Raw genomic sequence first — 20,091 nt, forward strand, 5'->3', positions numbered from 1 at the left:
GTCGAGCAGGGTCCATCAAAGGCGCCTGATGGCGCTTCGCTCAATCGCTCCCCTCATTTCCACGGCTTGCCGCGTCTCAGCACAGGACCCGGCACCCGGCCGGGCCCTGCCAGCACCACCGTTACCAGGTGTAGCGGATGCGCCCGTACACGTACGCGCCATTGAACCCGAACGGCGAATAGTTGCTGTACGGCAGCATGCCCCACGTGGAGTTCTGCAGGTCCACGGTGCGATCGGGGTACTCATCGAGCAGGTTGTCCGCGCCCAGCGTGAGCGTCCAGTTCTCGCTCGGCTTGTAGCTGGCCGAGGCATCCAGGATCCACTTCGCATCGTAGGTCTGGTCGCGCAGTGCGGTAGCCGAGTTGCGCACCGTGAAGCTGCCATAGCGCGTGGCGGCCAGGCCCAGTTCCCAGTGATCCGAGCGCCAGGTGCCGCTGAGGATCGATTTGTCGCGCGGGTAGCTGTCCTCGATCCGGCCGATCTCATCGCGCCCGATCAGCGACTGGCTGATGCCCAGGCCCTGGAACACCGCCGGTGAGCCATCGAAGGACTGCACCTCGGTGTCGTTGTAGCTGTACGCCGCCGTCAGCTCCAGGCTGCTGGCGGTGAACGGCACGGTGTAGCTGGCCACCGCATCCACGCCGCGGGTGCGGGTATCCAGGCCGTTGGTGAAATAGGAGAACGCAGTGACCTGCGGCAGGCCCAGGCCGGTGAGCAGGTCGGCGACGGCGGCATTGCCGGTAGTGGTGATGTTGGAGGACAGCGCGATGCGATCGTCGATCTCGATCTGGTAGGCATCGACGGTCAGGTACAGGCGGTCCACCGGCTGCAGCACCAGGCCGACGCTGTAGGAGGTGGAGGTCTCGGCCTTCAGCGGCGATGAGCCCAGTGCCTGGGCGGCCAGGCTGTTGGCGGGGAAGGTGCCGCGCTCGACGAACGACCCGTTGACGATCGTGCTGGTGACTGCCTGGTAGCTCTGCTGGGCCAGCGACGGGGCCCGGAACCCGCTGGATGCGGTAGCGCGCAGGGCGAGCGTTTCGGTGAATGCGTAACGCGCGGAAAGCTTGCCGGAGAACTTGTCGCCGAAGTCCGAATAGTCTTCGTAGCGACCGGTCACACCGGCTGAGAACTTGTCGGTGAGATCCGCTTCAAGGCCGGCATACACCGCGTAGTTGTGGCGATCGGCATCCACCGCGTTGACCGGGGTGAAGCCGGCGAAGCCCTGCGCCCCGCTGCCGGTATACGAGTTCAGTTCGCCCGGATTCTGCTCCCAGGTCTCGCGCCGGTACTCGGCACCGAAGGACAGCGTGGCCGGGTAGGCCAGGCCCCAATCGAGCGATTTGGTGAAGTCGGCGTTGAAGATGTCCTGGGTGTACTTCAGCGTGCCGTCGTAGAAGCTGGCCGGGCTGGTCGCGCCGAGGCTGTAGTTGATGCTGTTGCGCGTGTGGAAATCGAGGGTGTTCTCGCCGTGGTTGGCACTGATGTCCCAGGTCCAGCCGTTCCCGGTGCTGCCCTTGACGCCAGCCACCAGCGAGCGGTCCTTGGAATACTGGTTGATCTCCGGCACGTACCCGTCCGGGTAGACCTGCGCGAGCAGCGCGCTCTGGCCGCTGTGGTTGGGCGAGCGGTAGAACGCGAAGGAGGTGATGTCGCGGTTGCTCAGCAGCGCGTTCGCGTAGCCGGTGACGTTGTCGCTGAAGGCGAAGCTGGCATTGGCCGATGCGGCCGTGGCATCGACCTGCGGATCGCCGACCACGAAGGTGGTCTCGCCCACGGACGGGAAGTTGCCGGTGTTCGGCGTGGTGCCCTGGTAGGGGCCGGCACGGTTGCTTTCGTCCTGCTGGCTGTACTGACCGGCCAGGTGCAGCTGCCCGCGACCGTCGCCGAAGGTGATGCCGGTATCGCCGGAAAGCTGGTTCTTGTTGCCGTCACCGGCCGAGTACTGGCCGTGGTCGATCGCCAGGCTGCTGCCGCTGCCGCTGCCCTTGAGCACGATGTTGATCACGCCTGCGATCGCATCCGAGCCGTACTGCGCCGAAGCACCGTCGCGCAGCACTTCCACGCGCTCGATGGCGGCGATCGGGATGGCGTTGATGTCCACCGCCGACGCGCCACGGCCGATGCTGCCGTTGACGTTGATCATCGCCGAGGTGTGTCGGCGCTTGCCATCGACCAGCACCAGCACCTGGTCCGGCGACAGCCCACGCAGCTGCGCCGGGCGGATGCCGCTGGTGCCGTCGGTCAGGGCAGGCCGCGGGAAGTTCAGCGAGGGCAGGGCGCGTGACAGCGCGGTGGCCAGCTCACTGGTACCGGTGGACTGCAGCGCTTCGGGGGTGATGATGTCGATCGGCGACTGCGATTCGGCGACGGTGCGGTCGGCCACACGGGTACCGGTGACGATCACGGTGTCAAGCGTGTTGGCGGTCTGCGCGAGGGCGCCGGTGCTGGCGGTGGCGAGCGCCAAGGCGACGGCGGTGGCGAGCGGGCGATGGATGCGGGTCATGCGGGGGAACTCCGTGGGGGGTGACGATGCGTCGGCCCCGGCAGGCACGCGGTTGTGGGCGGTCCTGAGCCGAGCAGCGTTTAACGAATCTTTAATCACGCGCCGGTGATGGCAGTGTCAAAAAAATCGTTGCTGCAGCAACGAGTTAGCTCCGGCACCGGAACGTGGTGTGCAAAGGCCCGGGTCGCGCAGGCGCGCGTCGTGGGAGGAGAGAGTGACGGACGTCATGCGCTCCGGGACGCGTCAAGTATTCGTTAACGCTAGAATTACGTCGCAGGAAAGGTGCTTACCAGCACATTCCATTCCGTTATATGGACCCCCTCGATGATCTCCCTCCGTAATTTCGCCTTGCGCCGTGGCGAGCGCCTGCTGTTGTCCAACGTCGATCTCACCCTCCACGCGGGGTATCGCGTCGGCGTGGTCGGCCGCAATGGCGCGGGCAAGTCCAGCCTGTTCGCCGCCGTGCAGGGCGAGCTGGAAGCCGACAAGGGCGATGTCGAACTGCCCGGCCGGGTGCGCATCGCCAGCGTGGCCCAGGAGACGCCCTCCCTGCCCGATCCCGCGCTGAGCTTCGTGCTGGGCGGTGACACGGTGGTAGCGGCGGTGCTGGCCGAAGAAGCGGCCGCGACCGCGCGCGAGGACTGGGAGGCCGTGGCCGAGGCGCATACCCGGATGGCCGAAGTAGGGGCCTACGATGCCGAAGCGCGCGCCGGCAAGCTGCTGCATGGCCTCGGGTTCCCGGCCGATACCCATCACCGCGCGGTGTCCTCGTTCTCCGGCGGCTGGCGCGTGCGCCTGAACCTGGCCCGCGCGCTGATGATGCCCAGCGACCTGCTGCTGCTCGATGAGCCGACCAACCACCTCGACCTGGACGCGGTGTACTGGCTGGAACAGTGGTTGCTCAAGTACCCCGGTACGCTGCTGTTGATCTCGCATGACCGCGAGTTCCTGGACAATGTGGCCACCCACACCCTGCATTTGCACAACGGTGGCGCCAAGCTGTACACCGGCGGCTACACCGACTTCGAGCGCCAGCGTTCGGAGCAGCTGCGCCAGCAACAGATCGCGCATGAGAAGGAACAGAACGAGCGCGCCCATCTGCAGAGCTTCATCGACCGCTTCAAGGCCACCGCGTCCAAGGCGGCCCAGGCCCAGAGCCGCATGAAGCGCCTGGCGAAGATGGCCGGCACCGAAGCGGTGCGCGCCGAGCGCGAATTCCGCATCGAGTTCGCACCGCCCTCCAAGCTGCCGTTCTCGCTGATCCGCCTGAATCATCTGGAAGCCGGTTATGGCCCCGATTCGGTGATCCTGCAGGACGTGGGGTTCGGGCTGGAAGCGGGCCAGCGCATCGGCCTGCTGGGCCCCAACGGCGCCGGCAAGACCACGCTGGTCAAGACGCTGGTGGGTGAGCTGGATCCCATCAGCGGCGAGCGTGCCGCGCATCCGGACCTGAAGATCGGCTACTTCGCCCAGCACACGGTGGAGTCGCTGCATGAAGGCCAGTCGCCGATGGAGCATTTCCGCGATATCGCGCCGGATGCGCCCAACCAGTCCTTCCGCGATTTCCTCGGCAAGTGGAACTTCGCCGGCGACCGGGCCTTCGAGTCCGTGGATGGCTTCTCCGGCGGCGAGCGCGCGCGGCTTGCGCTGGCCCTGATCGCCTACCAGCAACCGAACGTGCTGCTGCTTGACGAGCCGACCAACCATCTCGACCTTGAGATGCGCGAAGCACTGGCCGAAGCCTTGAGCACCTTCGAAGGCGCGATCGTGATGGTGTCACATGACCGGCATCTGATCGGCCTGGTCTGCGATACCTTCTGGCGCGTGGCCGATGGCGTGGTGGAACCGTTCGACGGCGACCTGGACGAGTACGCGGCCTGGCTGCGCACGCGCCCGCAGGCGCAGGGCACCAAGGGCAAGCTGGCCGAGGCGGCGGCCCCGGTGGCGGTGAAGACCGAGCCGGTGGCGCAGGTGGTGCAGAAGAAGCCGGCCAATCCGCACAAGCTTGCAGCCGCCGAGGGCAGAGTGGCCGAGCTGGAAGCGAGCCTGGCCGAACTGGACCGTCAGTTGGGCGATCCCTCCAATTATGCAGATGCCACGCGGATGGCGGTGCTGGGACGCGATCGCGAAGCGACCGCAGCGCAACTGGAGAAGGCCGAAGCGGCCTGGATGGCGCTGCTGGAGGGCTGACGGTCCTGGCGCTGCGACCCAGGGGCCTGCCTCTGCTTGGCGGGTCAGGCGGCCCCCTGCAGCCATGCGGCGAAGCGCCGCGCCGGCTCGCGCTCGCTGCGTGAACGCAGTCGCGTGAGCCAGTAGCTGCCCAGTTCGACGGTGTGCGCGAAAGGCTGCATCAAGCGGCCTTCGGCCAGTTCCTGTTCGAACATGCACAACGGCAGCAGCGCGACGCCGGCACCGCTGGCCGCGGCGGCCGCCAGTGTCAGCGACGAGTCGAAGATCGGCCCGCGCGCCTCCACCCCGCTGATGCCGGCGGCCAGCAGCCAGCGCGGCCATTCGTCGCTGCGGTAGGAGCGCAGCAGCGGCAGCCCGGTCAGGTCGCTGGGCACGCGCAGGCGGCGCGCCAGACCCGGTGCGCATAGTGGCGCAAACGGCGCGGCCAGCACGCGGGTGCATACCTGTCCCTGCCAGTCGCCGTCGCCGAAGCGGATCGCCAGGTCCAGGCCTTCACCGGCCAGGTCGATGCGGTTGTTGTGGGTCTGCAGGCGCAGCTCGATGTCGGGATGGGCCGCGTCGAAATCGGCAAGCCGGGGCAGCAGCCAGCCGGTGGCGAAGGTGCCCACCACGCCCACCGTCAGCACGTCCTTCTCGCCGCTGCCGGTGAGGCGGGCAAGCGCCAGGCTGATCCGGTGCAACGCCTCATTCATCACCGGATACAGCGCCGTGCCTTCGTCGGTGAGCGCTACCCCACGGGGCAGCCGGTGGAACAGGCGGACCCCGAGCCGCTCCTCCAGCCCGCGGATCTGGTGGCTGAGGGCAGCCTGGCTCACGCACAGCTCCAACGCGGCACGGGTCAGGTTCTGGTGACGCGCCGCGGCCTCGAAGGCGCGCAGCGCATTGAGCGGAAGCGAGGGCGACAACATGCCAGGCTGTCCTGAGGTGGATTGATAGCGGATGGTAGCGCGCCACGTCATCCGGGCACATCTTGTGGATTTCGATCACCCAGCCATGAGAATTTGTTGGGGCTTCCCCTGAAACGTTGCGCTGGTCGCGCCGCTGCCACACGACCACCATAAGGTCTCATCGTCTGGAGAACGCCCATGCTGTCGCGCCGTCATTTCCTGCAATCCAGTGCCATTGCGCTGGCGTCCTCGCTTGCCGTCCCGGGGCTGGCTCGCAGCGCGCCAAGCCCTGCGGCGGACGGCATCGCCGATGCCAGGGACTTCGCCGCGCTGGAAAAGGCCAGCGGCGGGCGGCTCGGGGTGACGCTGCTTGATGCGCGTACCGGCAAGCGGGCAGGGCACCGGCAGGACGAGCGTTTCCCGATGTGCAGCACGATCAAATGGATGCTGGCCGCCGCCGCACTGCACCGTGCCGAGCGCCAGCCGGGTTTCCTCGACGAGCGCCTGCCGATGCGGGCAGAGGACCTGATCGACCATGCACCGACGACCCGTCGGCACGTGGGCAAGGATCTGACCGTGCGCGATCTGTGCCGCACCACGATGGTGACCAGCGACAACCCGGCGGCGAACCTGCTGCTGCGACACCTGGGCGGGCCGCCGGCAATCACCGCGTTCATGCGTTCCCATGGGGACGCGGTGACGCGCAGTGACCGTTACGAACCGGAGCTCAACCGCTTCGAGCCGGGCGATCCGCGCGATACCACCAGCCCGTCGGCCAGTGCGGCAAGCCTGCAGCGGTTCGTGCTGGGCGATGCGCTGAAGCCGGCGTCACGGCAGCAGTTGGCAGACTGGCTGATCGACAACGAAACGGGCGACACCACGTTGCGTGCGGGCCTGGGCGAGCGTTGGCGGGTAGGCGACAAGACCGGAAGCAACGGCAGGGACACGCGCAACGACATTGGCGTGCTGTGGCCCGTGGGCGGTGGCACCGCGTGGGTGCTCACCGCGTACCTGCAGGGCGCGAGCGTCAACAGTGAGCAGCGCGACGCAGTGCTGGCGCGTGTCGCAGCGCTGGCCGATGCGCTGATCGGCTGAGTGCGCGGAGCGGGCAGGCTCGGCCGCTGCGTCTGCACCGTGCAGTCACGCAGCGTCGAGCCTGTTCGACGCCGGAGACCTAGGCGGCTCTGCCGCTGCCTTCCACCGCCTCCAGGAATTCGCGTCCCCAACGGTCCACGTCCCAGTACGCCACGATGCCGTGCAGCTGCCGCATGCGTCCGGCGGCTTCCTCGTCCGGCATCGACAGCGCCTGCATCAGCCCTGCGGCCAGGTCGGCGGCATCGTGCGGATTGGTCAGCACCGCGCCTTTCAGCTCCGCGGCCGCGCCGGCGAACTCGCTCAGCACCAGTACGCCATGGGTTCCCTCCTCCCCGTGGGTGGCCACGAACTCCTTGGCAACCAGATTCAGGCCATCGCGCAGCGGGGTGATCCACATGACCTGCGCGGCCGCGTAGTGGGCCACCACCTGTTCGAACGGCAGTGCCTGCGCGAAGAACCGCACCGGCGTCCAGTCCAGCCGTGCGAACCGCCCGTTGATGCGGCCAACCGCCTGCTCGATCTGGTTCTGCAGCGTGCGGTACACCGTCATCTCACGCGCCGCCGGCACGCACACCATCAGCAGCGTGACCCTGCCCAGCTGTTCGGGATGCTGTTCCAGCACGCGTTCAAACGCCTCCAGTTTGGCCAGCGTGCCCTTGGTGTAGTCCAGCCGTTCCACTGAAAGCACCAGCTTGCGTGCCCCGATCTCACGGCGCAGCTTGAAGAGGTCGTTGCGCACGTCGCTACGTGCCAGTGCGGCCTGGATGCGGCGCAGATCGGTGCCCACCGGGTGCGCGCCGAGTGCCACCTCACGGTCGCCCACGCGCAGCCGCGTGGTCATGGTGTCCAGTCCCACCGCGCAGCCGTAGGTGAGGAAGCGCGGCGCGCAGTTCTCCCAGGCCAGGCGCTCGGCCGGCATCGCACCGCGTACGACGTCCACGAAATTCTCCACCTGGCGCGGAATGTGGAAGCCGATGTAATCGCAGGTGAGCAGGCTGCCGATGATCTCGCGGCGCCAGGGCACGACGTTGAAGACGTCCGCCGAGGGGAAATAGGTGTGGTGGAAGAACGCGATTTTCAGGTCCGGCCGCAGCTCCCGCAGGTAGGCCGGCACCATCCACAGGTTGTAATCGTGGATCCACACGGTGGCGCCGTGGGCGGCCTCGTCGGCGGTGGCCTCGGCAAAGCGCCGGTTGACCTTCAGGAACACCTGCCAGTCGTCTTCGCGGAAGCGCGCGCGTTCCCAGAACACGTGCAGCATCGGCCAGAAGGCTTCCTTGGAAAAACGCTTGTAGAAGATATCCACGTCCTGCCGGCTCAGCGGCACGCGCCGGGTGCGCAGGGTGGGGTAGCGATCATCGTCGAGCGGCAGGTGGGTCTGGAACGGGCGGTGCTTCGGATCGTCGATCCCCCAGGCGATCCAGCTGCCTTTCTGGCCGCCTTCGAAGAAGCTCAGCAGCGAGGGAATGATGCCGTTCGGCGAACGCGGCGGACGCTGTACCAGCCTGCCGTCCTCGATGGCCTCGTCGAAGGGCAGGCGGTGGTACACCATCAGCAGCTGCGCTCCGTCATGAGAGACCGGCGCGGGCGCCGCCAGGTGCGGATCCTTTGCATCGAGCAGGCTGAAATGGGTGATCGCCTGCAGGATGCCGCCGCACCCCGGATCGGTGGCATGGAACGTGCGGTCCTGGCCGAGCGTCGCTTCGATCAGCGCCGTCTCGGACTGGCCCACGCAGACGCCGCGGAAACCGGCGACATACATGGACAGGTCATTGAGCGTGTCACCGGCCACCAGGATCCGGTCCACCGGCAGCTGCAGCGCGCGCGCCAGTGCCGCCAGCGTACGGCCCTTGTCGGTGCCCGGCGGGAGGATGTCCAGGTAGCGGTCCGCCGAGTACAGCACGTCGCAGTCGAGCCCCCGGGCGGTGCATTCAATCTGCTCGCGCAGCGGTGCGAGCGTGTCCGGGTCGCAGAAATAGGAGCAGCGGCGCTCCTGCGGCACGTCCTGGCGCTGCAACGCCGTGAACGGGCGCATCGCCTCGGCGACGACCTGCTCGCCGGGCCAGTGTGCGTCGATCATCGATTGCAGCGGCTGCAGCGGCTGCAGGGTGTGACCATCGACGACTGTCGCACCGACGTCGCAGACGATGTAGTCCGGGCGGGGAATGGACGGATCGGTGAGCAGCGGCATCACCGCTTCCAGGCCACGGCCGGTGATGAAGATGAGGGCGATGCCGGGGTGCTGGTCGATCAACCGGTACAGGCGCTGGCGGTGCGCGGCGCTGCCGGCGAGGAAGGTGCCATCCAGATCGGTGGCGAGGATCAGCTGCGGGGCCGCCGGTGGTGCGGGCGGCGCGTTGCGGGGCGTGGCGGGTTCGGTTGCAGGGGTCTTGGCTTCAACAGTCAATGGGCTTCCTTTTCAGGGTGGATGGGAGTTTCGGTTTCGGGCATCAGTTCCAGCGCGGAGGGCGTGGTACGGAGCATCGCGCGGAACGGCGCCGGGTGGGTGCGCAGGCGCGCGTGCAGCAGCAGGCGCAGGGCGGTGAAGGCGGCCAGGGCGCCCAGCACCACCGCGAAATAAAGCGGCAGGGCAGGCGCGCCGAAGCGGCTCATCAAGTCGCCGGCGAGCGCCGGGCCGATGGCCGCCCCCACGCCGTGCACCAGCAGCAGGCTGCTGCAGCCGGAGAGCAGATCTTCGCTGGCCAGGTAATCAAGCATGTGTGCCACCGCGAAGGGGTAGAGCGTGAACACCAGCCCGCCATAACAGAACACCAGCAGGAACATCATGTGCATCTGTTGCTGCAGCGGCGGCGCGGCGGCGAGCAGTGCCAGGAAGGCCGCCGCCACGCTCACCGCGAGCAGGCCGATGCGGCGGTCGTGGCCATCGCTGATGCGCCCCAGTGGCCATTGCAGCAGCGCCCCGCCGGCGATGGCGGTGAGCATGAACAGCGGAACGCCGTTGCCACGCAGCCCGATCTCGGCGGCATACACCGGCAGCAGGCCCCAGAACGGGCCCATCGCCAGCCCGGACAGGCCCGCGGCAACCGTGGCTACCGGCGCCAGGCGGTAAAGGTGGGTGAGCTTCAGGCGGGGCACGTCGGGTACGTCCGGCTGCTGCAGGCGCGTGGCGGTGACCGGCAGCATGGCCGCGCAGACCAGTAGCGCGGTGACCGTGAACATCGCCGCCGCCCCGGCATCGCCGAGCATCAGCAGCACCTGGCCCAGCGCGAGCGCGGACAGGTTGATCATCATGTACAGCGAAAACACCCGGCTGCGCCGTTGCGGATCCGGCTCGGCGTTGAGCCAGCTCTCGATGATGGTGTAAAGGCCCACCAGCGCCACGCCGGTGACCACCCGCAGCACGCCCCAGCCCCAGGGGTCCAGCCACAGCGGGTGCAGCAGCACAGCCATCGTGGCGAGCGCGGCATGGAAGGCGAATGCACGGCTGTGCCCCATGCGCCGGATCAGTGTGGGTGCCGTGAACGTACCGATGAAGAAGCCGGCGAAATAGCCGGACATCACCCAGCCCAGCGCATTGGCACTGAAACCTTCCTGTCCGCCACGCACGGCGAGCAGGGTGCCCAGCAGGCCACCGCCGGTCAGCAGGAGGGCGACGCCGAGCAGCAGGGCGGTCAGTCGCAGCATGGGCGCGACCTGGAAACGAAAGCGGGGGCAAACACGACAAAGACCTTAACACAGGGGGCCTGAAAGGCTCCTCGCAATGCCTTAACATGCGCGCCTGTTTTCTCCCGCCCTGATAGTCCTTCATGCCGATCTACGCCTTCGCCTGCACCGACTGCGGCCATGCCTTCGACCGCCTGCAGAAAATCGCCGATGCCGATCCCACCGACTGCCCCGCGTGCGGCCGACCGTCGGTGATGCGGCAGATCACCGCGCCCTCGTTCCGTCTGGCCGGTGGTGGCTGGTACGAGACCGATTTCGGCGCCAACAAGAAGAATCTCGCCGAGAAGGCCGCACCGGCCGCCGCGCCGGCCAAAGCGGACTGATTGCGTTGCATGCGGTGCGCCCGCCCGTTAGGGTTGGGCCATGGACATCCTGCGCACGTGCTCACTGATCACTCTGATCGCCCTGGCCGGTTGCAACCGCGGCCAGCCTGACAGCGCGGCGGCGGACATCGCCAACGCGCCCGCCGATGCCTTCCTGGCGGCGGTCGCCGCGCACTGTGGCAAGGCCTACGAGGGGCTGGTGGTGGAGGACAATCCGCTGGCCGAGGGCCCCGATCCGTTCGCGGGCAAGAAGCTGGTCATGCACGTGCGCGGCTGCGACACGCCGACCCGCGAACTGCGTATCCCGTTCCACGTGGGCGATGACCACTCGCGGACCTGGGTGCTGACACGCACGCCCAACGGGCTGCGCCTGAAGCATGACCACCGGCATGCCGATGGTCGTCCCGATGCCATCACGCTGTACGGCGGCGACAGCAAGCCGCCGGGAACCGTGCAGCGCCAGGAGTTCCCGGTGGATACCGATTCGGTGGCCATGTTCCGCAAGGCCGGGATGGACGCGTCCACGCACAACACCTGGGCGATGGAGATCGAGCCGGACCAGGCGTTCGTCTACGAACTGACCCGGCCGGATGGACGCCGCTTCCGCGTCGTCTTCGATCTCACCCACACAGTGGCGGAGCCACCCCCGCCGTGGGGTGGCTGAGGCGCGGGCCGGATCAGCGCACGCCGAACCGCGCCCGGCAGCCATTGCTGACCCACACGCTGCCGTCCTGGTAACCCCAGGTCCGGTTCTCCTGGCAGGCACTGCCGGAGAGCTGCTGGATCAGCACCGGCCGGCCCTGGCGTTGTTCCCACGCGCAGGTACTGCGGCGCTTGTCGTTGCTGCTGCAGGTGACCGAATAATCGCGGTCGCCGCCGCCGCCGCCGCCGCCCCAGCCGCCGCCATGGCCGCCGCCGTGGCCGCGGGCTTCGACGAACTCCGCGCGGCAGCCCCGGGTGACCCAGATCGCGCCGTTGCGCACGCCCCAGGTCTGGCCCTCGGTACAGGCCGAGCCACTGATCTGGCGGACCAGCCGCGCGTTGCGCCAGCCGGTGTTGCAGGTGCGCTCCCGGTTGTCCTGGCTCTCGCAGCGCACCGTACCGGCGTTGCCAGCGCCCGGCGGGGTGTCCCACCCGTTGCCGGGCCGATTGCCGGGACGATCATTCCAGCCCGGACCAGGGCGTCCGCCGCCGCCGCGCAGGGAGGTTGCGATGTCCTGCTTGATCTGTGAGAACGCCCAGCCCGAATCCACCTGGTCCAGGTAGAAACGCAGCTGGTCCTCGGGAATGCGGCGGCCGTTGGACTGTTCAGCGTATTCCTGGCTGATGACCCGGGTGCGGTCACTGCCGGAAAGCCGGGACAGGTTCTCCGGCGCATAGGCGCGGGTACCCATCTGGGCGTGGGCGGGCAGGGCGGAGGCGGAGCAGGCGAGCAGGGCAACCAGACACACAGCAGGCACACGGTTCATGACGGCATCCCGGACGGTCGGTGGTGCGCGACTATAGGTCGGCGGAGCATCAAATCCGCGTGACCGCCGGCCATTTGCCCCGGACGGGGGCTGGGCCGCAGAATAACGGGCTTTCCGGCCCCTCCTGTCGCCGGCGTACTCCAGCGGAGCTTCCCCCATGCGTACCCACTTCTGCGGCCTGGTCGACGAGACCCTGATCGGCCAGACTGTCACCCTCGCCGGCTGGACCGACGTGGCCCGTAACCAGGGCGGCGTGTGCTTCATCGATCTGCGTGACCACGAGGGCATCGTGCAGGTGACGGTGGAGATCGACAACGCGGACGTGTTCGCCGTGGCCGCCGGTCTGGGTTACGAAGACGTGCTGCAGGTGGAAGGCGTGGTCCGCGCCCGCCACGCGGTCAACGATAAGATGCGCACCGGCCGGGTGGAAGTGATCGCCACGCAGATCACCGTGCTCAACAAGGCCGCCCCGCTGCCGTTCCACGCGCATGAGAACCCGGGCGAGGAAACCCGCCTGAAGTACCGTTACCTGGACCTGCGCCGCCCGGAGATGCAGCGCATGCAGCGCACCCGCATCAAGCTGGTGCAGGCCCTGCGCCGCCACCTCGACGGTGAAGGCTTCCAGGACATCGAAACCCCCATCCTGACCAAGGCCACCCCGGAAGGGGCACGCGACTTCCTGGTGCCGGCGCGCATGCATCCGGGCGAGTTCTACGCGCTGCCGCAGAGCCCGCAGCTGTTCAAGCAGATCCTGATGGTGGCCGGCTTCGACCGTTACTACCAGATCGCACGCTGCTTCCGCGACGAGGCGCTGCGCGCCGACCGCCAGCTCGAGTTCACCCAGCTGGACATGGAATTCGCCTTCGTGCGCGAGCGCGACGTGCAGGACTTCGTCGAGAATATGATCCGCGCCATCTTCAAGGAGGTGGTCGAGGTCGATCTGGCCCCCAGCTTCCCGCGCATGACCTGGGCTGAAGCGATGCGCCGTTACGGTTCGGACAAGCCGGACCTGCGCATCGCGCTGGAGCTGGTGGACGTGGCCGAGCTGGTCAAGACCAGCGAATTCCCGGTGTTCACCGCGGCTGCCAACGATGCCGACGGCCGCGTGGCCGCGCTGCGCATTCCGGGCGGTGCCAGCCTCAGCCGCAAGCAGATCGACGAGTACGCCGCGCACGCCGCCAAGTACGGCGCGAAGGGTCTGGCCTACATCAAGATCGGTGACACCGGCGAGGTCAGCTCGCCGATCCAGAAGTTCTTCAGCGAGGAATCTTTCGCGGCCCTGGTCGCCCATGTCGGCGCCGGCAACGGCGACATCGTGTTCTTCGGCGCCGGTGGCTACAACAAGGTGTCCGATTTCATGGGCGCGCTGCGCCTGAAGGCCGGCAAGGACTTCAACCTGGTCGCCGACGGCTGGGCGCCGCTGTGGGTGACCGACTTCCCGATGTTCGAGTGGGACGAGGAAGCGCAGCGCTACGTCGCCCTGCATCACCCCTTCACCGCACCGGCCGTGGACGATATCGCCGATCTGCGCGCCAACGCCCGTACCGCCGTTTCGCGCGGCTACGACATGGTGCTCAACGGCAACGAGATCGGTGGCGGTTCGATCCGCATCCACCGTCCGGACATGCAGAGTGCGGTGTTCGAACTGCTCGGCATCGACGCTGAAGAGGCCCGGGCCAAGTTCGGCTTCCTGCTTGACGCGCTGAACTACGGTGCGCCACCGCACGGCGGCATCGCCTTCGGCATCGACCGCATCGCCGCCCTGATGGCCGGCACCGAGTCCATCCGCGATGTCATTCCGTTCCCGAAGACCACCGGCGCACAGTGCCTGATGACCGACGCCCCCTCGCCGATCGCCGACGCGCAGCTGGCCGAAGTGCACGTCCAGGTGCGGCCGAAGTCGCCGTGATGCCCGACTATCGGATCCGTCGCGCCGGGCCCGGGGATGCTGCCACCGTGGCGTCCCTGGCCGCGTTCACGTTCACTGAAACCTTCGGCGATTCGTACCCGCCTGCAGACCTGCAGGGCTTCCTCGAGGAGAGCTATTCAATCGAGCGCCAGCAGGTGATCCTCGGTCATGCCGAGTACGCGATCTGGCTGCTGGAACGCGATGGCGTGGCCGTCGGCCATGTCGCTGCCGGCCCCTGTGGCCTGCCGCACCCTGAGGTTGCCCCGGGTGATGGCGAAATCAAGCGGCTGTACGTGGTGCAGGCCGAGCAGGGCGGAGGCTGGGGCGGGCGCCTGCTGCAGACCGCGCTGGACTGGCTGCAGCGCGAAGGCCCGCGCACGCTGTGGCTCGGGGTATGGTCGGAGAATCATGGCGCGCAGCGGCTGTACGCCCGGCACGGATTCCACAAGGTCGGCGATTACCTGTTCCCGGTCGGTGCGATCAACGATCTCGAGTTCATCCTGCGGCGTCCTGCGGATGCGGCCCCGCGCTGATGCGGGGGTGACGCATCCGCCACGCTGCCGGCACGGGACCGGTTCCCTCGGTCGTGCCGGATGCGTCAAACTGTTCGCATGACCCCCTCTGTCCTGCTGCTGCACGGTATCTGGAATGCCCGCGCCTGGGTCGGCCCGCTGGCCTGGCGCCTGCGCGCGCAGGGCTTCCGGGTGGAATCCTTCGGGTATCCCAGCGTGCTGGGCGGACCGGGGATCGCCGTGCCGCTACTGCTGCAGCATCTGCGCGGTCGCGGAAAGGTGTCGCTGGTCGGTCATAGCCTGGGCGGCCTGGTGGCGCTTGAGACGCTGCGCCAGGCCCCGGAGCTGCCCGTGGCGCGCGTGGTCTGCCTGGGTTCCCCGCTGCGTGGCAGTGGCACGGCGCGCCGGCTGGCCCAGCATGGCATGGCCGCCGCCCTGGGCCGCAGCGGCGAACTGCTGCGGGAGGGGCTGCAGGACTGGGACGGCACGGCGAAGGTGGGCCTGATCGCCGGCTGCGTGCCGCACGGCCTGGGCAGCCTGCTCGGCGCACTGGACGGTGATTCGGACGGCACCGTCGCGCTGTCGGAAACGCAGCTGCCGGGCCTGGCCGATCACTGCGTGGTGCGCTGCAGTCACAGCGGGCTGGTGTTTTCCGCCGATGCCGCGCGCCAGACCGCGCATTTCCTCCGCCACGGACGCTTCAGCGCCGAGGACGGCAGCGCCGCGGCCTGAGCCGGCGCCGGCGCCGCGGCAGGCGGCTGCACACGGTGGGCGCGCGCGATCAGGTAGAATCCGCGCCCTGTTCCTGAAGCTGCCAAACGGAAGCCCCCATGGGTAGAGGTCCCTCGATCGAAGGCCGCAAGAACGCGTCTGACGCGAAGCGCGGCAAGATTTTCACCAAGATCATCCGCGAGATCGGCGTTGCCGCGCGCGGTGGCGGAGGCGACCCCAACAACAACCCGCGCCTGCGCGTGGCCATGGACAAGGGGCTGTCGGCGAACATGTCCAAGGACGTGATCGAACGCGCCATCAAGAAGGCCACCGGTGAGCTGGAAGGCGTGGAGTACGAAGAGATCCGCTACGAAGGCTACGCGCCGGGTGGCGTGGCGGTGATCGTCGACTGCCTGACCGACAACAAGGTGCGCACCGTGGCCGATGTCCGCCATGCGTTCAGCAAGTGTGGCGGCAACATGGGCACCGAAGGCTCGGTGGCCTTCATGTTCAAGCGCCTGGGCGTGCTCAGCTTCGCCCCCGGTGCGGACGAAGAGGCCATCACCGAGGCCGCCATCGAGGCCGGTGCCGATGACATCGTGGTGTATCCGGAAGACGGTGCCATCGATGTGGTGACCGCGCCGGACGCGTTCCAGGCGGTGAAGGACGCGATGAGTGCCGCGGGCCATGTGCCGGGCCACGCCGAGATCACCTTCCGCGCCGACAATGACATCAGCGTGGAAGGCGACGTCGCGCTGCAGGTGCGCAAGCTGCTGGACATGCTGGAAGACCTCGACGACGTGCAGGATGTGTACTCCAACGCCGATCTCGGCGCCGACGCGTACACCTGAGACCTGCATGACCCGCATCCTCGGCATCGACCCCGGTTCACAACGCACCGGGGTCGGCATCATCGACGTCGATGCGGCCGGCCGCGTGACCCACGTGCACCACCAGCCGATCGTGCTGCTGGGTGCGGATGATTTCCCGCAGCGGATGAAACTGTTGGTGCTGGGCCTGGCCGACATGATCCAGACTTACGCGCCGCAGGAAGTGGCCATCGAGAAAGTGTTCATGGCCCGCAATCCGGATTCGGCTCTGAAGCTGGGCCAGGCGCGCGGCGCGGCGATCTCCGCCGTGGTGCTGCGCGACCTGCCGGTGAGTGAATACGCCGCCAGCGAGATCAAGCTGGCGGTGGTCGGCCGGGGCGGGGCGGAAAAACAACAGGTCCAACACATGGTCGGGCTCATGCTCGGCCTGAACACCAAGCTGCAGGCCGACGCCGCCGATGCGTTGGCCGTGGCCATCACGCACGCCCACGTGCGGGCAACGGCCAACCGCCTCGGGCTCAGCGCCCGCCAGGCCTGGAGCCGCAAATGAGGAGCTTTGAATGATTGGTCGTCTGCGCGGGATCGTGGCCTACAAGTCGCCGCCGTGGCTGGTGGTGGATGTCAATGGCGTCGGTTACGAACTCGAGGCGCCGATGAGCACCTTCTACGACCTGTCCGACATCGGGCGCGAGGTGGTGCTCTACACGCACTACGCGCAGAAGGAAGACAGCGTTTCGCTGTACGGATTCCTGCGCGAAGGCGAGCGCCGCCTGTTCCGGGACGTGCAGAAGGTCAGTGGCATCGGTGCGAAGATCGCCTTGGCGGTGCTTTCAGCCGTCACCGTCGAGGAGTTCGCGCGCATGGTGCAGGCCGGCGACATCACCGCCCTGACCCGCATTCCCGGCATCGGCAAGAAGACGGCCGAGCGCATGGTGCTGGAGCTGCGTGACCGTGCCGCGCAGTTCGGCACCGGCCCGGGGGCGCCGGGTGGCAGTGGCGTGCTCCCGACCGATCCGGTCTCCGAGGCGACCATCGCGTTGCAGCAGCTCGGGTACAAGCCGACCGAAGCCTCGCGCATGGCCCGCGACGCGCACGCCGAGGGCGATGATGTCGCCATGGTCATCCGCAAGGCGCTGCAGTCGGCGCTGCGCTGATTCCGTTCTTCCCTACGTCCTGCAGAGTCACCGATCCCCATGTCCAGCCCGTCCGCAACGCCCGCCAACCCCACCGGGGGACACGGCCATGCACCGCCCGCCGGTGGCATCGCGCTGGTCATCGGTGCCATCGGCGTGGTCTTCGGTGACATCGGCACCAGCCCGCTCTACACGCTGAAGGAAGCGTTCTCTGGCCATTACGGTCTGGTCGGTGACCATGACACGGTGCTCGGTGTGCTCTCGCTGGCCTTCTGGGCGTTGATCCTGGTGGTGACCCTGAAGTACGTCACCATCATCATGCGCGCCGACAACGATGGCGAGGGCGGCATCATGGCGCTCATGGCGCTCACCCAGCGCACGCTCGCACGGGGATCGCGCTCGGCGTATGTGGTCGGCATCCTCGGCATCTTCGGGGCCTCGCTGTTCTTCGGCGACGGCGTGATCACTCCGGCCATCTCGGTGCTGGGTGCGGTGGAAGGCCTGGAGGTGGCCGCCCCGGGCCTGCATGCCTTCATCCTGCCCATCACCATCGTGGTGTTGCTGGCGGTGTTCGCCGCACAGCGCTTCGGCACGGAGAAGATCGGCAAGCTGTTCGGGCCGATCACCTCGGTCTGGTTCATTTCCCTGGCGGCGATCGGGCTCTACAACATCGTCGACGCCCCGGAAGTGCTGAAGGCCTTCAATCCGTGGTGGGCGGTGCGCTTCTTCATGGACCACGGCTGGCACGGGGTGTTCATCCTCGGGGCGGTGGTGCTGGCGGTGACCGGTGGCGAGGCGCTGTATGCGGACATGGGCCATTTCGGCGCGCGGCCGATCCGCCATGCGTGGTACTTCTTCGTGCTGCCGTGCCTGGTGCTGAACTACCTGGGGCAGGGCGCGCTGGTGCTCAACCATCCCGAGCTGGTCAGCAATCCGTTCTTCGAGTCGGTGCCTTCGTGGGCGCTGTATCCGATGATCGTGCTGGCCACGATGGCGGCGGTGATCGCTTCGCAGTCGGTCATCACCGGGGCGTTCTCGGTGTCGCGCCAGGCGATGCAGCTGGGCTACATCCCCCGCATGCGGATCAAGCACACCTCGCATGACACAATCGGGCAGATCTACATTCCCGGGATCAACTGGGGCCTGGCGATCATGGTGATCGGGCTGGTGCTGGCGTTCCGCACCTCGTCCAACCTGGCCGTGGCCTACGGCATCTCGGTCTCTGCGACGATGCTGATCGACACGCTGCTGCTGGCCCTGGTGGCGCGCGCGCTGTGGCCGAAATCGCGCTACTGGATCATTGCGATGTGCGTGGTGTTCTTCATCATCGACGTGGGCTTCGTGGTCGCCAACGGTGCCAAGCTGATGCAGGGCGCGTGGTTCCCGGTGGCGCTGGGCATCGTGCTGTTCACCCTGATGCGCACGTGGCGACGGGGCAGGGCGCTGCTGCGCGATGAGATCCGCAAGGACGGCATCCGCCTGGATACCTTCCTGCCCGGGCTGATGCTGGCCCCGCCGGTGCGCGTGCCGGGCACGGCGGTGTTCCTGACGGCCGATCCGACGGTGGCGCCGCACGCGTTGATGCACAACCTCAAGCACAACAAGGTGCTGCACGAGCGCAACGTGTTCCTGCACGTGGAGACGCTGCCGGTTCCGTATGCCATCGAAGGGCAGCGGCTGAAGATCGAGTCGGTGGGCGATGAGTTCTTCCGGATCCGGGTGCGTTTCGGTTTCATGGAGACGCCGGACGTGCCGCTGGCGCTGATGCGCTCGTGCGATCACGGTGGCATCTACTTCGATCCGATGGACACCACGTTCTTCGCCAGCCGCGAGACGATCGTGGCGACGGCGAACCGGGGCATGCCGATCTGGCGCGACAAGCTGTTCGCGCTGATGCATCGCAATGCGGCGCCGGCGACGGGGTTCTTCCGGATTCCGGGAAACCGATTGGTGGAGCTGGGCGCGCAGGTGGAGATCTAGGCGAACGGCGGAGCCCCGCGTGGTGGCGCGGGCTGAGGCATGGCGGGGATGGGCTGGAGAAGCCCCCCGTGGTGGCGCGGGCTGAGGCAAGGCGGGGATGGGCCGGGCGGCTGGGCGTGGCGGGGGACGGCAGAAGCTGCGTCCTGCGTGCCTCGCTTCGCGCCATCCATGGCGCTCAACGCCCCCGCCACGCCCAACCGCCCGGCCTCCGACAGTTTCCCGGTGCGCCAGCCACGGAAAATAAAAAACAAAGCAAAAGCAAAAGCAAAAGCGAAAGCGAAAGCATCGGCACATCGCGGGGTGCCAGACGACTGCTTCTGCTTCTGCTTTCGCTTTTGCTCTTCTTTTTTTCTTTCTCCGCGGGCGGCGGCCACCGATGAACTGTCAGAGCGACGGGTGGGTGGGCTGACCGGGACCCTGTGAGGCAGGAGCCGAACGGGAGCCTACAGGGACGTACTCGCGGCGTGTCCCGGGCAGCCCACCCGCCCGTCGCAGCGCAGCTGCCGCAGCACCGCCCCCCGCGAGGGGTCTCACCGTTCGCCGCACGCCTGACATACGCGCAGAACCGCTTTTGCTCTTGCTCTTGCTCTTGCTTTTGCTTTTGCCCTTCTTTCTCCGCGGGCGGCGGCCACCGATGAACTGTCAGAGCGACGGGTGGGTGGGCTGCCCGGGACCCTGTGAGGCAGGAGCCGAACGGGAGCCTACAGGGACGTACTTGCGGCGTGTCCCGGGCAGCCCACCCGCCCATCGCAGCGCAGCTGCCGCAGCACCGCCCCCCGCGAGGGGTCTCACCGTTCGCCCGTACCCCTGACATGCGCGCAGAACGGGAGCCTGCAGGGACGTACTTGCGGCGTGTCCCGGGCAG

General features: G+C 67.7%; 17 protein-coding genes. 12 read left to right on the plus strand and 5 right to left on the minus strand.

Features of this window, described 5'->3' with window-relative positions; translation table 11 throughout:
• Positions 1-121: 121 nt before the first annotated feature.
• Entirely contained in the window at positions 122-2,503 is a 2,382-nt protein-coding gene (locus FHY09_RS02770; RefSeq protein ID WP_166923884.1) for a TonB-dependent receptor, read from the minus strand.
• 324 nt (positions 2,504-2,827) lie between these two features.
• Between FHY09_RS02770 and FHY09_RS02775 the strand changes: the two genes are divergently transcribed.
• Positions 2,828-4,693, plus strand: coding sequence for an ABC-F family ATP-binding cassette domain-containing protein (locus FHY09_RS02775; protein WP_166923886.1), 1,866 nt, complete (start codon positions 2,828-2,830; stop codon positions 4,691-4,693).
• Positions 4,694-4,737: 44 nt separating this feature from the next.
• On the opposite strand, the gene FHY09_RS02780 is transcribed toward FHY09_RS02775, so the two are convergent.
• Positions 4,738-5,601 carry a LysR family transcriptional regulator gene (locus tag FHY09_RS02780; protein WP_166923888.1) on the minus strand — a complete coding sequence of 288 codons (864 nt, stop codon included), beginning with the start codon at positions 5,599-5,601 and terminating at the stop codon, positions 4,738-4,740.
• Between the two features lie 177 nt (positions 5,602-5,778).
• Here FHY09_RS02780 and bla point away from each other — a divergent pair, with 177 nt between their 5' ends.
• Positions 5,779-6,675, plus strand: coding sequence for a class A beta-lactamase (bla, locus tag FHY09_RS02785; RefSeq protein ID WP_166923890.1), 897 nt, complete (start codon positions 5,779-5,781; stop codon positions 6,673-6,675).
• Positions 6,676-6,754: 79 nt separating this feature from the next.
• Here the strand turns inward: bla and ggpS are convergent, their stop codons facing one another.
• A complete protein-coding gene (ggpS, locus tag FHY09_RS02790) occupies positions 6,755-9,001 on the minus strand; it encodes a glucosylglycerol-phosphate synthase (protein WP_166924367.1) in 2,247 nt (748 codons plus the stop codon).
• Positions 9,002-9,078: 77 nt separating this feature from the next.
• The gene (locus FHY09_RS02795) at positions 9,079-10,320 is read right to left on the minus strand and encodes an MFS transporter (protein WP_166923892.1); all 1,242 of its coding nucleotides are present in this window, start codon (positions 10,318-10,320) and stop codon (positions 9,079-9,081) included.
• A gap of 122 nt (positions 10,321-10,442) precedes the next feature.
• On the opposite strand from FHY09_RS02795, the gene FHY09_RS02800 reads away from it, so the two are divergent.
• Both FHY09_RS02800 and FHY09_RS02805 read left to right on the plus strand, forming a co-directional pair.
• Positions 10,443-10,682 carry an FmdB family zinc ribbon protein gene (locus FHY09_RS02800; RefSeq protein WP_166923894.1) on the plus strand — a complete coding sequence of 80 codons (240 nt, stop codon included), beginning with the start codon at positions 10,443-10,445 and terminating at the stop codon, positions 10,680-10,682.
• A gap of 40 nt (positions 10,683-10,722) precedes the next feature.
• A complete protein-coding gene (locus FHY09_RS02805) occupies positions 10,723-11,346 on the plus strand; it encodes a hypothetical protein (RefSeq protein ID WP_166923896.1) in 624 nt (207 codons plus the stop codon).
• Positions 11,347-11,359: 13 nt separating this feature from the next.
• On the opposite strand, the gene FHY09_RS02810 is transcribed toward FHY09_RS02805, so the two are convergent.
• Positions 11,360-12,151, minus strand: a complete 792-nt coding sequence (locus FHY09_RS02810) for a DUF3011 domain-containing protein (protein WP_166923898.1) — start codon at positions 12,149-12,151, stop codon at positions 11,360-11,362.
• Between the two features lie 157 nt (positions 12,152-12,308).
• Here FHY09_RS02810 and aspS point away from each other — a divergent pair, with 157 nt between their 5' ends.
• The 8 genes from aspS to FHY09_RS02850 all read left to right on the plus strand — a co-directional run bounded on the left by aspS (position 12,309) and on the right by FHY09_RS02850 (position 19,649).
• Positions 12,309-14,060, plus strand: a complete 1,752-nt coding sequence (gene aspS, locus FHY09_RS02815; protein WP_166923900.1) for an aspartate--tRNA ligase — start codon at positions 12,309-12,311, stop codon at positions 14,058-14,060.
• Entirely contained in the window at positions 14,060-14,593 is a 534-nt protein-coding gene (locus tag FHY09_RS02820; RefSeq protein WP_166923902.1) for a GNAT family N-acetyltransferase, read from the plus strand. The genes aspS and FHY09_RS02820 overlap by 1 nt, the downstream gene beginning before the upstream one ends.
• 78 nt (positions 14,594-14,671) lie before the next feature.
• Entirely contained in the window at positions 14,672-15,304 is a 633-nt protein-coding gene (locus tag FHY09_RS02825) for an alpha/beta fold hydrolase (RefSeq protein WP_166923904.1), read from the plus strand.
• Positions 15,305-15,402: 98 nt separating this feature from the next.
• A complete protein-coding gene (locus tag FHY09_RS02830) occupies positions 15,403-16,134 on the plus strand; it encodes a YebC/PmpR family DNA-binding transcriptional regulator (RefSeq protein WP_166923906.1) in 732 nt (243 codons plus the stop codon).
• Between the two features lie 7 nt (positions 16,135-16,141).
• Complete coding sequence (gene ruvC, locus FHY09_RS02835) at positions 16,142-16,663, plus strand: crossover junction endodeoxyribonuclease RuvC (protein WP_166923908.1); 522 nt, start codon at positions 16,142-16,144, stop codon at positions 16,661-16,663.
• 10 nt (positions 16,664-16,673) lie between these two features.
• On the plus strand, positions 16,674-17,267 hold the full coding sequence (gene ruvA / locus FHY09_RS02840; protein WP_166923910.1) for a Holliday junction branch migration protein RuvA: 594 nt from the start codon (positions 16,674-16,676) through the stop codon (positions 17,265-17,267).
• A gap of 39 nt (positions 17,268-17,306) precedes the next feature.
• On the plus strand, positions 17,307-19,226 hold the full coding sequence (locus FHY09_RS02845; RefSeq protein ID WP_456362684.1) for a potassium transporter Kup: 1,920 nt from the start codon (positions 17,307-17,309) through the stop codon (positions 19,224-19,226).
• A gap of 168 nt (positions 19,227-19,394) precedes the next feature.
• Positions 19,395-19,649 carry a hypothetical protein gene (locus FHY09_RS02850; protein WP_166923912.1) on the plus strand — a complete coding sequence of 85 codons (255 nt, stop codon included), beginning with the start codon at positions 19,395-19,397 and terminating at the stop codon, positions 19,647-19,649.
• Positions 19,650-20,091: the final 442 nt, after the last annotated feature.

The sequence above is a fragment of the Xanthomonas sp. 60 genome (genome assembly GCF_011761925.1).

What these genes read in the sequence shown, in the direction of transcription:
- FHY09_RS02775 (WP_166923886.1), top strand. Translation starts at nt 2,828, where the DNA reads ATGATCTCCCTCCGTAATTTCGCCTTGCGCCGTGGCGAGCGCCTGCTG.
- FHY09_RS02770 (WP_166923884.1), bottom strand. Translation starts at nt 2,503, where the DNA reads ATGACCCGCATCCATCGCCCGCTCGCCACCGCCGTCGCCTTGGCGCTC.
- ruvC (WP_166923908.1), top strand. Translation starts at nt 16,142, where the DNA reads ATGACCCGCATCCTCGGCATCGACCCCGGTTCACAACGCACCGGGGTC.
- FHY09_RS02800 (WP_166923894.1), top strand. Translation starts at nt 10,443, where the DNA reads ATGCCGATCTACGCCTTCGCCTGCACCGACTGCGGCCATGCCTTCGAC.
- FHY09_RS02795 (WP_166923892.1), bottom strand. Translation starts at nt 10,320, where the DNA reads ATGCTGCGACTGACCGCCCTGCTGCTCGGCGTCGCCCTCCTGCTGACC.
- FHY09_RS02820 (WP_166923902.1), top strand. Translation starts at nt 14,060, where the DNA reads ATGCCCGACTATCGGATCCGTCGCGCCGGGCCCGGGGATGCTGCCACC.
- FHY09_RS02845 (WP_456362684.1), top strand. Translation starts at nt 17,307, where the DNA reads ATGTCCAGCCCGTCCGCAACGCCCGCCAACCCCACCGGGGGACACGGC.
- ruvA (WP_166923910.1), top strand. Translation starts at nt 16,674, where the DNA reads ATGATTGGTCGTCTGCGCGGGATCGTGGCCTACAAGTCGCCGCCGTGG.
- FHY09_RS02810 (WP_166923898.1), bottom strand. Translation starts at nt 12,151, where the DNA reads ATGAACCGTGTGCCTGCTGTGTGTCTGGTTGCCCTGCTCGCCTGCTCC.
- FHY09_RS02825 (WP_166923904.1), top strand. Translation starts at nt 14,672, where the DNA reads ATGACCCCCTCTGTCCTGCTGCTGCACGGTATCTGGAATGCCCGCGCC.
- FHY09_RS02850 (WP_166923912.1), top strand. Translation starts at nt 19,395, where the DNA reads ATGGCGCTCAACGCCCCCGCCACGCCCAACCGCCCGGCCTCCGACAGT.
- FHY09_RS02805 (WP_166923896.1), top strand. Translation starts at nt 10,723, where the DNA reads ATGGACATCCTGCGCACGTGCTCACTGATCACTCTGATCGCCCTGGCC.
- aspS (WP_166923900.1), top strand. Translation starts at nt 12,309, where the DNA reads ATGCGTACCCACTTCTGCGGCCTGGTCGACGAGACCCTGATCGGCCAG.
- FHY09_RS02830 (WP_166923906.1), top strand. Translation starts at nt 15,403, where the DNA reads ATGGGTAGAGGTCCCTCGATCGAAGGCCGCAAGAACGCGTCTGACGCG.
- FHY09_RS02780 (WP_166923888.1), bottom strand. Translation starts at nt 5,601, where the DNA reads ATGTTGTCGCCCTCGCTTCCGCTCAATGCGCTGCGCGCCTTCGAGGCC.
- bla (WP_166923890.1), top strand. Translation starts at nt 5,779, where the DNA reads ATGCTGTCGCGCCGTCATTTCCTGCAATCCAGTGCCATTGCGCTGGCG.